The following is a 12,508-nucleotide window of genomic DNA, read 5'->3' as shown; positions in this document are numbered from 1 at the left end:
GCGATGACCGCGTCCACCTCCACCGCGTCCACCTCCACCGCGTCCACCTCCACCGCGGCCCCGGTGATCACCGGCCTCGGCATCGTCGCGCCGACCGGCATCGGCGTCGAGGCGCACTGGGCCTCGGTGCTGGCCGGCAAGTCGGGCATCGGCCGCATCGAACGCTTCGACCCGACGAACTACCCGGTGCGGTACGCCGGTCAGGTCCCCGGTTTCGATACCGAGGCCGGCGTGCCCAGCCGGCTGATCTCCCAGACCGACCACTGGACCCACCTCGCCTTCGCCGCCGGTGAGGCGGCGCTCGCGGACTCGGGCGCCGACATCGAGGCGATCCCCGAGTACGAGAAGGCGGTGGTCACCTCCTCGTCCTCCGGCGGCACGGAGTTCGGACAGAAGGAGATGACCGCGCTCTACCAGCACGACCCCACCTGGGTCGGCGCCTACCAGTCGATCGCCTGGTTCTACGCGGCCACCACCGGTCAGCTCTCCATCCGGCACAAGATGCGCGGCCCGTGCGGGGTGCTCGCCTGCGAGCAGGCCGGCGGCCTGGACGCCCTCGGACAGGCGCGCCGGCTCACCCGCAAGGGCGCCCGGTTCGTCGTCACCGGCGGCACCGACGCCTCACTGTGCCCCTACGGGCTCAGTGCCCAGCTGACCACCGGCAAGCTCTCCCGGGTCCCCGACCCGGAGCGCGCCTATCTGCCCTTCGACGCCGAGGCGTCCGGGTATCTGCCGGGAGAGGGCGGGGCGATCCTCGTCCTGGAGAGTGCCGAGGCCGCCGCCGAGCGCGGCACCGGCTACGGCCGGATCCTCGGCTACGCGGCCGGCTTCGACCCGGCGCCCGAGTCGGGACGGCCGCGCGTGCTGCGCCGTACCGCCGAGGCCGCCCTGCGCGACGCGGGCCTCGCCCCCGCGGACATCGACGTGGTCTTCGCCGACGCCGCCGGACTCGCCGCCGACGACCGCGACGAGGCCGAGGCCATCACCGGCGTCTTCGGCCCGCGTGCCGTCCCGGTCACCGCGCCCAAGACGCTGACCGGACGGCTCTACGGCGGCGGCGCCCCGCTGGACGTGGCCACCGCGCTGCTGAGCCTGCGCCACGGCGTCGTCCCGCACACCGCCGGCGTCCGCGAACCGGCCCCCGGCCTGGAGATCGACCTGGTCACCGACCGGCCCCGGGAACTCCCGCTGCGTCACGCGCTGGTGCTGGCCCGCGGCCACGGCGGCTTCACCTCGGCCCTCGTCCTGGGCCGCTGACCCCGGCCCTCGTCCAGAGCCGCCGACACCGGCCCTCGTCCTGGGCCGCCCGACACGGAAGGAACGTACGCATCATGGCCGGACACACCGACAACCACATCGTCATCGACGCACCGCTGGAACTGGTGTGGGAGATGACCAACGACGTGCCCAACTGGCCGGATCTGTTCAGCGAGTACGCCTCCGCCGAGATCCTGGAGCGCGACGGCGACACGGTCGTCTTCCGCCTCACCATGCACCCCGACGAGGACGGCCAGGTCTGGAGCTGGGTGTCGAAGCGCACCAGCTTCCGCGAGACCCGCACCGTGCGCGCCGAGCGCGTGGAGACCGGGCCGTTCGAGTTCATGACCATCTTTTGGGAGTACACCGAGGAGCCCGGCGGCGGGGTGCGGATGCGCTGGGTGCAGGACTTCCACATGAAGCCCGCCGCGCCGGTGGACGACGAGCAGATGACCGCCCATCTCAACCGCAACACCAAGGTTCAGATGGACCTCATCAAGCAGAAGGTCGAAGCCGCGGCGCCCGCCGTGGCCCGGTGAGGGAGCGGCCTCTCGTGCTCACCGTCCTCGCCCCGCTGCTCCTGCTGCTCAACGGCCTCGCGGCCGGAGTGATGCTCGGCACCCAGCTCGGCGGCTTCCCCTACATGGCCTCGCTGCCGGTCGACCGCTACGTGTACGCCCACGCCTTCCTCGGACAGCGCTACGACCCCACCATGCCCGTCTGCCTGCTCGGCACGGTCGTCCTCGACGTGGTCCTCGCCGCGGGTGCGCCCCACCCGGCCGCGCAGGCGCTGTTCGCCGTGGCCGCCCTGCTCACGGCGACCACCCCGGTCATCGCGATCGTCAAGAACGCGCCGGTCAACCGCTGGATGCGCACGCTCGACCCGGACAACCTGCCCGCCGACTTCCGGGACCCGCGCCCCGAGTGGGGCGCCTGGAACAGCCGGCGCAGCTGGATCACCATCGCCGCCCTCGCCGTCAACTGCACGGCGCTCGGCTTCCTGCTCTGAACCTAACCACCCGCGCTCTGACCTCTGCTCCGAAAGGGAACACCCCATGGACCTCGAACTGCGAGGCAAGAAGGCCCTGGTCACCGGCGGCACCCGCGGTGTCGGCCGGGGCGTCGTGCTGGCCCTCGCCCGGGCCGGCGTCGACGTCATCACCTGCTACCAGCACCCCAGCGAGTTCGTCAGCAGCCTGGAGGAGGAGCTGAAGGAGACCGGCGGCAACCACCATGTGCTGCGCGCCGACCTCTCGCGGCCCGAGGAGATCGCCGGCCTGCTCACCCGGGTCCGCGAACTGCACGGCGACCGCCTCGACCTGCTCGTCAACAACGCGGGCGCGATCAGCCACATCCCGTACGCCGACCTGTCCCTGGAGGAGTGGCAGCGGATCATCGCCACCAACCTCACCGGCGCCCACCTGGTCATCCAGTACGCGCTGCCGCTGCTCGGCGAGGGCTCCTCGGTGATCTCCATCGGCTCCCGGGCCGTCGACGCCGGCATACCGCTGCGCTCGCACTACACCGCGACCAAGGCCGCCCTCGTCGGCCTGAACCGCTCGCTGGCCAAGGAGTTCGGCGGCAAGGGCATCCGCTTCAACGTCGTCGCCCTCGGCGTCATCGAGACCGAGAACTTCCACGCCATGCCCCAGGACCAGAAGAACCTGATGACCGAGCGCTACGGCGCCAAGACCGCCCTCGGCCGGCTCGGCAAGCCCGACGAGGTCGCGGGCGCCGTCCTGTGGCTGGCCAGCGACCTGTCCCGGTACGTCACCGGCAACACCATCGGCGTCGACGGGGGGATCTCCTGATGGCCTTCCGAGTGATGCTGCGCCTGGAGATCGAGCCGGGCAAGGACGCGGAGTTCGAGCAGGCGTGGCTGGCCGGCACCGACGCGGTCACCGGCCACCCCGCCAACCTCGGCCAGTCGCTGGCCCGCGAGCCGGACGGCACGTACGTCATCATCAGCGACTGGGTCGACGAGCCGCGCTTCCGCGAGTTCGAGGACAGCCCCGGCCACCTCGAACACCGCGCCACCCTGCACCCGTTCCGCAAGGGCGGCTCGTTCCACGTCATGGAGGTCCAGCACGCCGTCCGGGGCAGGGCGGCCGCCGATGCCCGGTGAGGTGCGGGTGCTGGTGTACCAGGCGGCCGTCGACGCCGACCAGCTGGACGCGGTCCGTATTGCCTACCACCAGGTGAGCAGGCGGCTCGCGAAGGTGCCCGGGATGCTCGGCAACGAACTGCTGCGCAGCCCGCTGGACCCCACCGCGCTGGCCGTGATGAGCCGCTGGGAGTCGCTGGACGCCTTCCGCGCCTGGGAGGCGGGCGCCGAGCACCGCGAGGACACCGCACCGCTGCGGCCCTACCGCGACACCCGCACCGCCGCCCCGTTCGCCGTCTACGAGGTCGACGCCGCCTACTGAGCGCCCGCCCGCGCACGGCACAGCGGCGCGCACCGCACCGCGCACCACACCGAGAAGAGAAGAGAACCCAACCATGACCACCAAACCCCAGCTGGCCTTCATCGGCCTGGGCAACATGGGCGGGGGCATGGCCCGGCGGCTGCTGGACACCGGGCACGCGCTCACCGTCTACAACCGGACCGCGAGCAAGGCCGCCCCGCTCGTCGAGGCCGGCGCCCGGCTCGCCGACGCCCCCGAGCGCGCGGCGGCCGGACACGACGTGGTCCTGCTCAGCCTCAGCGACGAGAAGGCCGTCGAGGAGGTGCTGTTCGGCCGGGTCGTGCCGGTCCTCAGGCCCGGCGCCGTCGTCGTCGACACCTCCACCGTCTCGCCCGGCTACGCCCGGCAGGCCGCCGACCGGCTGGCCGCGGCCGGTGTGCGCCGCGTGGAGGCCTGCGTCGTCGGCAATCCGCTGCAGGCCCGCAAGGGCGAACTGCGCGTGTACGTCGCCGGGGACCCGGCCGACCTGTACCAGGCCCGGCCCGTGCTGGAGGCGATCGGCAGCGAGGTCACGCACGTCGGCGCGCCCGGCACCGCCGCCAGCCTGAAGCTCATCCTCAACCTGCTGCTCGGCGCACAGGTCGCCTCCCTCTCCGAGGCCGTGGCCTACGGCACCGCCGCCGGCCTGGACCGCGAACAGCTGATCAGCGTGGTCTCGGCGAGCGGGTTCAGCTCGATGGTGATGCGGTTTCGCGCTGACCTGATGCTCAAGCAGGCCTACGAACCCGCCTTCTTCCGCTCGCAGTTGATGGAGAAGGACATCCGGCTCGCCCTGGAGGCCGCCACCCAGCACGGCACCGCGATGCCGGTGCTGGCCGAGGTGCGCGAGCGGTTCGCCGCGGTGGTGGCGGCGGGCGACGGCGACAAGGACGCCTCCGTGCTCGTGGAGCACAGGCCGCAGCAGCAGCCGTAGCAGCAGTCGAAGGGATGTGACGCAGTGAGCGGTACAGGCCGGAGCGCGCTCCGGAACACGGATGTCCTGGTGACCGGCTCGGGGCCGGCCGGGCTGGCGACGGCTCTGTTCCTCGCCCGACAAGGAGTGGACTGCTACCTGCTGGGCGGCCGGCGGGAGCGGCTCCGGCCGCCGCGCATCCTCGGCGTCCACCCCCGGGCCATGGAACTGCTGCGCTCCCTCGGGGTGGAGCGGGAGGTACGGGACCTGCCGTCGGCGCGGGCCCTGAAGGACAACTCCGGCATCATCGCCGTGGAGTCGCTGGCCGGACACGAACTGGGCGTCCTGGACGCCAAGTACGTCGTCGACGTCGACACCGACCTGAGCAGCCTGTCGCCCACCAGCTGGTGCCTGTGCGAGGAGGGCGAGCTGGAACAGGCCCTGCGGGAGCGGGCCGAACGGCTGGGCGTACGGATGCGGCCCGACGCCGAACTGGTCTCCTTCGAACGGGACGGCTGGGGCGACGACGGGATCTCGGCGGTGGTCCGCGACCGGGACACCGGCGACGAACACCGGATCCGGGCCTGCTGTCTGGTCGACGCGGGCGGCACCGGCGGCACCGTGCGCGAGCAGCTGGACATCGGCTTCGACGGCCGCACCCTCGGCCACTTCGTCACCGTCCGCTTCACCGCCGACCTCACCGGCCAGCTGCGGGGCCGCCGCTTCATCATGGCCCACGTCGACAACCCCGACGTACGCGGCTCGTTGATGCCGCTGGACAACCGCGCCGACTGGCTGCTGCATCTGCGCCACGACCCGGAGCAGGAACCCGCCGCCCGGTTCACCGAGGAGCGCTGCGCCGATCTGGTACGGGCGGCCACCGGCCTCGCGGACCTCGAACCGCGCATCGAGAGCGTCAGCACCTGGAGCGGGGAGGCGAGGGTCGCCGACCGGTTCCGGGAGGGCCAGGTGTTCCTCGTCGGGGACGCGGCCCATGTGATGCCGCCCAGCGGCGGCTTCGACGCCGGCACCGGCATCATCGACGCCCACAACCTCGCCTGGAAGCTCGTCGCCGTGCTGGACGGCTGGGCCCATCCCGACCTCCTCGACTCCTACGACGAGGAGCGGCGCCCGGTGTGCGCGGCCACCGTCGAACAGGCGGTGCTGCGGGCCAAGGACCGCGCCCGGCTGCTGGCCGCCTACCCCGACCCCGCCGACCCCGAGCTGGTCCAGGACCCGCTGGTGTGGCTCGCCGCCCGCTACCGATCGATGGCGGTGATGCCCTGGGACGAGGGCATCCTGCCCGGCTACGGGCCCTGGGCCGCCGAGAACGACGGCCGGCCCGGCAGCCGCGCCCCGCATCTGCGGCTGCGCCACGGCGGGTCCGAGATCTCCGTGCACGACCTGTTCGGCCGCTCCATGGTGCTGCTCACCGGCCCCGACAACCGCCCCTGGAAGGAGGCCGCCCGCTCGGTCTCCGCCGAACTGGGCACCCCCGTCCAGGTCTACGGCGTCGGCACCGACCTGGAGGACCTCGACGACCGCTGGCCCGAGCTGTACGGCGTCACCGCGCAGGGCGCCGTCCTGGTCCGGCCCGACGGGGTGGTCGCCTGGCGCTGCACCGAGGCGCCGATCTTCACCCGCACCGTGCTGCGCGCCATGACCAAGCGGCTGCTCCGGTTGGACGGGCCGCCCGCCGAGAAGGAGACCCGGTGACCGACACCCCCGAGCCGCTGCGGGTGATCCTCCGCATGGAGGTCCACCCCGAGATGACCGCCGACTTCGAACGGACCTGGCTGTCCATCGGGCGCAGCATCGCCCAGGAACCCGCCAACCGCGGCCAGACCCTCGTCAGGTCCACCGAGGAGGAGGCGGTGTACTACGTCATCACCGACTGGGCCGACGAGCCCGCCTTCCGCGCCTTCGAGGTCAGCCACCGCCACACCCTGCACCGGCAGCGGCTCAAGCCCTACCGGCGTAGCGGCGACATGGCCGTCACCGAGGTCGTGCACCGGCTCGAGCCGGCGTCGAGCAGCGCTCAGCCGGCCTGACCGAGGGTGGGGTCACCGAGACCCGACCCGAGGACCTCTCCATGACGCCAGCACTCCGCCTCCCGCGCCGACGGTTCGTCCTCGGCGCGGGAGGCGTCGCCGTGGCCGCGGGCGCAGGCTGGGGCGCCACGTTCCTGACCGCGTACCAGAGCCGCAAACGCAGCAACGTGGGACAGCTGTCCTTCCGCAACCGCCTCCGCGTCCCCGGCCTCCTCGACCCGAGGCCCTCCGCCGACGGCAGCCGGCACTACACCCTCACCCTCGCCGCCGGCACCAGCCACCTCCTGCCCGGGAAGCGCACCCCCACCTGGGGCGCCAACGGCCCCTACCTCGCGCCCACGCTGCGGGCCCGGCGCGGCGACCGCGTCGCCGTCACCGTGCGCAACCGCCTCCCCGAGGCCACCACCCTGCACTGGCACGGCATGCTGCTGCCCGCCGCGATGGACGGCGGCCCGCACCAGATGATCGACCCCGGCGCCGACTGGCACCCCGCCTGGACGGTCCACCAGCCCGCCGCCACCCTCTGGTACCACCCGCACCCGCACGGCTCGACCGGCACCCACGTCTACCGCGGCGTCGCCGGAATGATCATCCTCGACGACGAGCACTCCCGGCGCGCCGAACTGCCCGCCGAGTACGGCGTGGACGACGTCCCCCTGGTCATCCAGGACAAGAACTTCCACGGCGACGGCACCCTCGACTTCACCGAGACCAAACTCGCCGAGTCCGTCGCCGGCGTCGACAACCTGGGCGTCCTCGGCGACACCATCCTCGTCAACGGCACCTACGACCCGTACTTCACCGTCACCACCCGGCGAGTGCGGCTGCGGCTGCTCAACGGCTCCAACGCCCGCGTGTACTGGCTCGGCCTCACCGACGGTCGCACCTTCCACCAGGTCGCCACCGACGCCGGACTCCTCACCCGGCCCCGCGCCCTGGACCGGCTGCTGCTCGCACCCGGCGAACGCGCCGAGATCGTCGTGGAGTTCGAGCCCGGCGAGGAGACCGTGCTGCGCAGCTTCGAGCCCGCGCTCGACCTCGGCTTCCCCACCGAACGCTTCATGGGCGGCGACGACACCTTCGACATCATCGCCCTGCGCGCCGCCCGCCGACTGCGCCCCTCACCCCCGCTGCCCACCCGCCTCGACGGCGCCGCAGCTCCGATCGAGGCACCGGCCGGTGCCCGGCGCAGGCACTTCGAGTTCACCGGCCTGCAGATCAACCACCAGACGATGGAGATGACCCGCGTCGACGAGGTCGTGCCCGCCGGCGCCACCGAGATCTGGGAGATCGAACGCGGCGACGAGTGGGTGCACGTCTTCCACGTCCACGGCGCCGTCTTCCACCTCCTCGACATCAACGGCAAACAGCCGCCGGCCTACACCCGCGGCCCCAAGGACACCGTCTACCTGCACGAGTTCGGCACCCACCGGCTCGCCGTGCGGTTCGACACCCTCACCGACCCGATGACGCCGTACATGTACCACTGCCACGTCCTGCGCCACGAGGACCAGGGAATGATGGGCCAGTTCACCGTCGTACGGCCCGGCACCGAGGCGAGCGCGCCGCGCACCCTGTACGGCAACGGGGGCGGGGCCGGGGGGAACGGGGACGCCACGCACCACCACTGACCACCGCTGAGCCCCGTCGGGTTGAGGGACCCGGAGGGAGCGGGGTGCGGGAAAGGACGAGGGCTCCGGGACGACACCGTCCCGGAGCCCTCGTCCGTCACCCGCCGCTCACAGCACCAGCCGGATCCCGTACCGGCGCAGCCACGTGTTCAGCTGCAGCGGCAGCTCCACATTGGCCCGCCGGGCCCAGCGGTTGAGCCCCTCCGGGTCCTTCAGCGTCGCCCGCACCGCGGCCACGTCCAGCAACGGCAGCACCGGAGCCTGCGGATCGTCCAGCAGCGCCTGCATCTCCGCGCGCAGCGCCTGCTCGTAGCCCGGATCGAGGGTGACGGGGTACGGCGTCTTGCGCCGCTCGATCACACTCTGCGGCAGCACATGCCGTACGGCCGCGCGCAGCAGGCTCTTCTCCCGGCCGTCGAAGTTCTGCAGCTCCCAGGGCAGGTTGTAGGCGTACTGCACCAGCCGGTGGTCGCAGTACGGCATCCGCACCTCCAGGCCCACCGCCTTGAACAGCCGCTCGGTGTGCCCGTTCTGGTTCTCCATGAAGTTGGTCAGATGCACCCAGCACAGCTCCCGCATGTGCCGCTCCTGCTCCGACATGCCCGGCAGATGCGGGGCCTCGGCGACCGACTCGCGGTAGCGCTGGGCCGCGTAGTCCAGCGGGGCCAGGTCCTTCAGCAGCGACTCGTCGAACAGACCGCAGCCCAGGCCCTTGGCGTCGTCGCGCACCACCCCGCGCGCCACCCACGGGAAGGTGTCCATCCGCGACTCGACCGGGTCCCGGTTCCAGGCCACCCCGTGGAACAGCGAGTCGGCGGCCTCACCGGTGAGCACCACCTTCGTGTCGTGCTCGCCCACCGCGCGGGCCAGCAGATACAGCGAGGTGTTCATGTCTCCCAGCGGCGTCGGGTAGTCCTTGGCGCGCAGCACCTGCCAGCGCGCCACCTCGTCGCTGAGCTCCGCCGGGTCCAGGACCACCCCGGTGTGGTCGGTGTCCAGGTGCCGCACCACGTCGGCCGCGTACGGGGCGTCCGGGGACTGCCGGGTGTCGGTGGCCTGGAAGTTCTCCGAGTGCCGGGCGAAGTCCACGGTGAACGTACGGATCCGCCGCCCGGTCCGCGCCAGCTCCTGGCCGGCGAGCCCCACCACGCCGCTGGAGTCCAGACCGCCCGACAGCAGCGAACCCACCGGCGCCTCGGTGCGCAGATTGCGCTCGATGCTCTCCTCCAGCAGCCCGCGAATGGTGTCGACGGTGGTGTCGAGGTCGTCGGTGTGCTCGGCCGCGTCCACCCCCCAGTACCGCGTGCGCCGAGTGCCGCCCGCGCTCACCACCAGGTGGTGCCCGGCGCGCAGCCGGTGCATCCCGCGGAACGGCGCCACGTGCGGCGTACCGGAGTAGGTGAAGATCTCCTGCAGCCCCTCCGCGTCCACCTCCGGCTGCACCTGCGGATGCGCCAGGATCGCCTTCGCCTCCGAGCCGAACACCAGCCCGGTCGCGGTCGGGTAGTACAGCAGCGGCTCCACACCGAGCCGGTCGCGCACCAGGAACAGCTCCTCGCGGCGCGCGTCCCACACCACACCGGCGAAGGTGCCCTCCAGCCGCTGCGCGGCCCCGGCCCCCCACTCCAGATAGGCGTGCAGCAGCGTCTCGGTGTCGCCGCCGTACCGGAAGCGGTGGCCGCGCCGCGACAATGTGCCGCGCAGTTCCTCGTGGTTGAGGATCGAGCCGCTGTGCGCGGCCACCGCCACGACCCGTCCGTCGTGCTCCAGGGCGACGGGCTGCCGCCCGCCGCCCGCCAGGTCGAACACCGCGAGATGCCGGTGGCCCAGGGCGGCGTGCGGACTGGTCCACACGCCTTCGCCGTCGGGGCCGCGCAGGGCCATCGTCGCCGCCATGGCCAGGACGGTGCCGCGTTCCCGGGTCAGATCCCGGGACCAGTCCACCCAGCCGGTGATTCCAGACATGCTCTCTCCCTCGTCGTGTCGCGGAGTGCGGCGGGGCCGGTCACCGCGCCAGCAGCGCCTTGAGTACGTCGTCGAGTACGGCCCCGGGCTCGTCCCGCGCGGCGGGGGAGCGCCAGGCCACCACCCCGTCGGGGCGCACCAGCACCGCGCCGTCCGCGCCCACGCCGTACGCCTCGGCCCAGCCGCCCGACGGGTCGCGCAGTTCGTCACCGATCCGCAGGACGTCGAGCGTGACGCCCGCACGGTCCGCCGCGGTCCGGGCGGCGTCCGCCCAGGACCCGGCCTCCGGCCCGGTTAGCAGCACTGGCGCCCGGCCGAACAGGTCCAGTGCGGAGACCTCTTGACCGTCCCGGAGCAGCACGAGGTGCGGGGCACGGGTGCCGGGCAGCCCGCGCGGGTCGCCGTTCCACACACCGTCCGGGGCGCGGTCGCCGGGCGTCGGCAGGACCGCGCCGGAGCGGTACTGCCAGCCGAACCAGATCTCGGTGTCGGCGTGGATCGCAGGGTTCGCGGGCGCGGGCTCCTTCGCCGCGAGCCGCGGACGGTCCTGGGACCGCAGCACCGCCTGCTCGACGGTGGCCGCGCACACCGGCCGCCGCTCGGCGTCATAGCTGTCCAGCAACCCGGCGCCGGCCTCGCCGCGCAGCACCGCCGCCAGCTTCCACGCCAGGTTGTGCGCGTCCTGCACCCCGGTGTTGGAGCCGAACGCCCCGCTGGGCGGCATCACATGGGCGGCGTCACCCACCAGGAACACCCGGCCCGCGCCGAAGGAGGTCGCGGTCCGCCCGGCGGCCTCCCAGGGGATCGCGCCGAGGACCTTCACCTCCAGCTCCGGCACCCCGGCCGCGGCCCGCACCAGCTCCCGGCACCGCTCGTCCGTGAAGGAGGCGACGTCCTCCGTGGCCGGGTCGAACACCGCGTGCAGCAGCCAGCGCCGCGCGTTGTCCAGCGGCATCAGCGCACCGCGCACCACGTCGTTGAACGTGTAGCACATGATGAACCGGCGCTCGCCCAGCTCCTCGGCGAGGTCCGCCTCGAAGTGGATGTTGAGGAAGTGCCCGGTGGTGCCCGGCCCCTCCACCCCGATGCCGAGCGCCTCCCGCACCGGACTCGCCGGCCCGTCCGCGCCGACCAGATAGTCGGCGGTCACCGTGCGCACCTCACCGCTCTCCCGGTCCCGCAGCCGGGCCGTGACACCGTCCGCGCCCTGCTCGAAGGACTCCAGCTCGGTGAAGTACGAGAACCGGGCGCCGAGTTCCTCCGCGCGCCGCCGGACCACCGGTTCGAACTCGTCCTGGTGGCACAGGCACCAGCCGCTCGGCGACAGGGCGCTCAGATCGGTGCGTACGTCCATGAAGTACTGCTCGTGCAGGGCACCCAGCTGGTGCCCGGCCAGCGACTGGGCCGCCAGCACCCCGGTGTTGCGGGCGAGGGCACGGGCCGACTCGGTGGCCCGCACCTCCTCCTCCAGCCCGACCGAGCGCATCAGCTCCATCGCGCGCGGGTTGATGCCCCGCGCACGCGGGTGCGGCGAGATGCCCCGGTGACGCTCCACCACCAGACAGGGCACCTGGTGCCAGGACAGGAACAGGGCGGTGCACAGGCCGGCCAGTCCCGCGCCAGCCACCAGCACCGGAACGTGCTGCTGCTTGTCGGACACGTGCTTCCTCCTCCGAACGGACCTGCGGCTCAGGGTGGGCGCCCCGGGTCGGGGCACGATGGAGGAAGGCTGGACCCGGTACGGGCCGGTCAGTAGCGGTAGTGGTCGGGCTTGTAGGGGCCTTCGACGTCGACGCCGATGTAGGCGGCCTGCTCGGGGCGCAGCGTGGTGAGCTTGACGCCGAGGGCGTCAAGGTGGAGGCGGGCCACCTTCTCGTCGAGGTGCTTGGGCAGCGTGTACACGCCGGTCGGGTACTCGTCCGGCTTGGTGAACAGCTCGATCTGGGCCAGGGTCTGGTCCGCGAAGGAGTTGGACATCACGAACGAGGGATGGCCGGTGGCGTTGCCCAGGTTCAGCAGACGGCCCTCGGACAGCACGATGATGACCTTGCCGTCGGGGAAGGTCCAGGTGTGCACCTGCGGCTTGACCTCGTCCTTGACGATGCCGGGCACCTTCGCCAGGCCGGCCATGTCGATCTCGTTGTCGAAGTGGCCGATGTTCCCCACGATGGCCTGGTGCTTCATCCTGGCCATGTCACCGGCCATGATGATGTCCTTGTTGCCGGTGGTGGTGATGAAGATGTCGGC

13 protein-coding genes are annotated in these 12,508 nt (G+C 72.4%); 10 read left to right on the top strand and 3 right to left on the bottom strand.

Annotated elements, in window-relative coordinates:
* The first annotated feature begins 3 nt into the window (after positions 1-3).
* The 10 genes from ACWCQ1_RS43085 (at position 4) to ACWCQ1_RS43040 (ending at position 8,296) form a co-directional block, all read left to right on the top strand.
* Positions 4-1,257, top strand: coding sequence for a ketosynthase chain-length factor (locus tag ACWCQ1_RS43085; protein ID WP_451028999.1), 1,254 nt, complete (start codon positions 4-6; stop codon positions 1,255-1,257).
* Positions 1,258-1,331: 74 nt separating this feature from the next.
* Complete coding sequence (locus tag ACWCQ1_RS43080) at positions 1,332-1,796, top strand: SRPBCC family protein (RefSeq protein WP_358606619.1); 465 nt, start codon at positions 1,332-1,334, stop codon at positions 1,794-1,796.
* Positions 1,797-1,810: 14 nt separating this feature from the next.
* On the top strand, positions 1,811-2,266 hold the full coding sequence (locus ACWCQ1_RS43075) for an anthrone oxygenase family protein (RefSeq protein ID WP_451028998.1): 456 nt from the start codon (positions 1,811-1,813) through the stop codon (positions 2,264-2,266).
* A 46-nt stretch (positions 2,267-2,312) separates the two neighbouring features.
* On the top strand, positions 2,313-3,068 hold the full coding sequence (locus ACWCQ1_RS43070) for an SDR family NAD(P)-dependent oxidoreductase (RefSeq protein ID WP_133048847.1): 756 nt from the start codon (positions 2,313-2,315) through the stop codon (positions 3,066-3,068).
* Positions 3,068-3,382 (top strand): antibiotic biosynthesis monooxygenase family protein, encoded by a 315-nt coding sequence (locus ACWCQ1_RS43065; protein ID WP_451028997.1) that lies wholly within the window; start codon positions 3,068-3,070, stop codon positions 3,380-3,382. The genes ACWCQ1_RS43070 and ACWCQ1_RS43065 overlap by 1 nt, the downstream gene beginning before the upstream one ends.
* A complete protein-coding gene (locus ACWCQ1_RS43060) occupies positions 3,372-3,683 on the top strand; it encodes an antibiotic biosynthesis monooxygenase family protein (protein ID WP_133048845.1) in 312 nt (103 codons plus the stop codon). Before ACWCQ1_RS43065 ends, ACWCQ1_RS43060 begins: the two co-directional genes overlap by 11 nt.
* A gap of 73 nt (positions 3,684-3,756) precedes the next feature.
* Positions 3,757-4,635: an NAD(P)-dependent oxidoreductase gene (locus ACWCQ1_RS43055; RefSeq protein WP_451028996.1), complete on the top strand. Its 879-nt coding sequence runs from the start codon at positions 3,757-3,759 to the stop codon at positions 4,633-4,635.
* A 69-nt stretch (positions 4,636-4,704) separates the two neighbouring features.
* Entirely contained in the window at positions 4,705-6,330 is a 1,626-nt protein-coding gene (locus ACWCQ1_RS43050) for an FAD-dependent monooxygenase (protein WP_451028995.1), read from the top strand.
* Positions 6,327-6,665, top strand: a complete 339-nt coding sequence (locus ACWCQ1_RS43045) for an antibiotic biosynthesis monooxygenase family protein (protein ID WP_358606630.1) — start codon at positions 6,327-6,329, stop codon at positions 6,663-6,665. Before ACWCQ1_RS43050 ends, ACWCQ1_RS43045 begins: the two co-directional genes overlap by 4 nt.
* 41 nt (positions 6,666-6,706) lie before the next feature.
* Positions 6,707-8,296 carry a multicopper oxidase family protein gene (locus ACWCQ1_RS43040; protein WP_451028994.1) on the top strand — a complete coding sequence of 530 codons (1,590 nt, stop codon included), beginning with the start codon at positions 6,707-6,709 and terminating at the stop codon, positions 8,294-8,296.
* 108 nt (positions 8,297-8,404) lie between these two features.
* Here ACWCQ1_RS43040 and asnB read toward each other — a convergent pair whose 3' ends face one another.
* The 3 genes from asnB to ACWCQ1_RS43025 form a co-directional block, all read right to left on the bottom strand.
* Positions 8,405-10,261 carry an asparagine synthase (glutamine-hydrolyzing) gene (gene asnB / locus ACWCQ1_RS43035; RefSeq protein ID WP_358606636.1) on the bottom strand — a complete coding sequence of 619 codons (1,857 nt, stop codon included), beginning with the start codon at positions 10,259-10,261 and terminating at the stop codon, positions 8,405-8,407.
* A 40-nt stretch (positions 10,262-10,301) separates the two neighbouring features.
* A complete protein-coding gene (locus ACWCQ1_RS43030) occupies positions 10,302-11,921 on the bottom strand; it encodes an FAD-dependent monooxygenase (protein ID WP_451028993.1) in 1,620 nt (539 codons plus the stop codon).
* 89 nt (positions 11,922-12,010) lie between these two features.
* Positions 12,011-12,508 (bottom strand): adenosylhomocysteinase (locus ACWCQ1_RS43025; protein WP_451028992.1); only part of this gene is annotated, 498 nt, incomplete at its 5' end.

The organism is Streptomyces sp. NPDC002144, from assembly GCF_053593695.1.
Note: the sequence above shows the minus strand (reverse complement) of the source record. Positions and strands in the feature narration are given on the sequence as shown.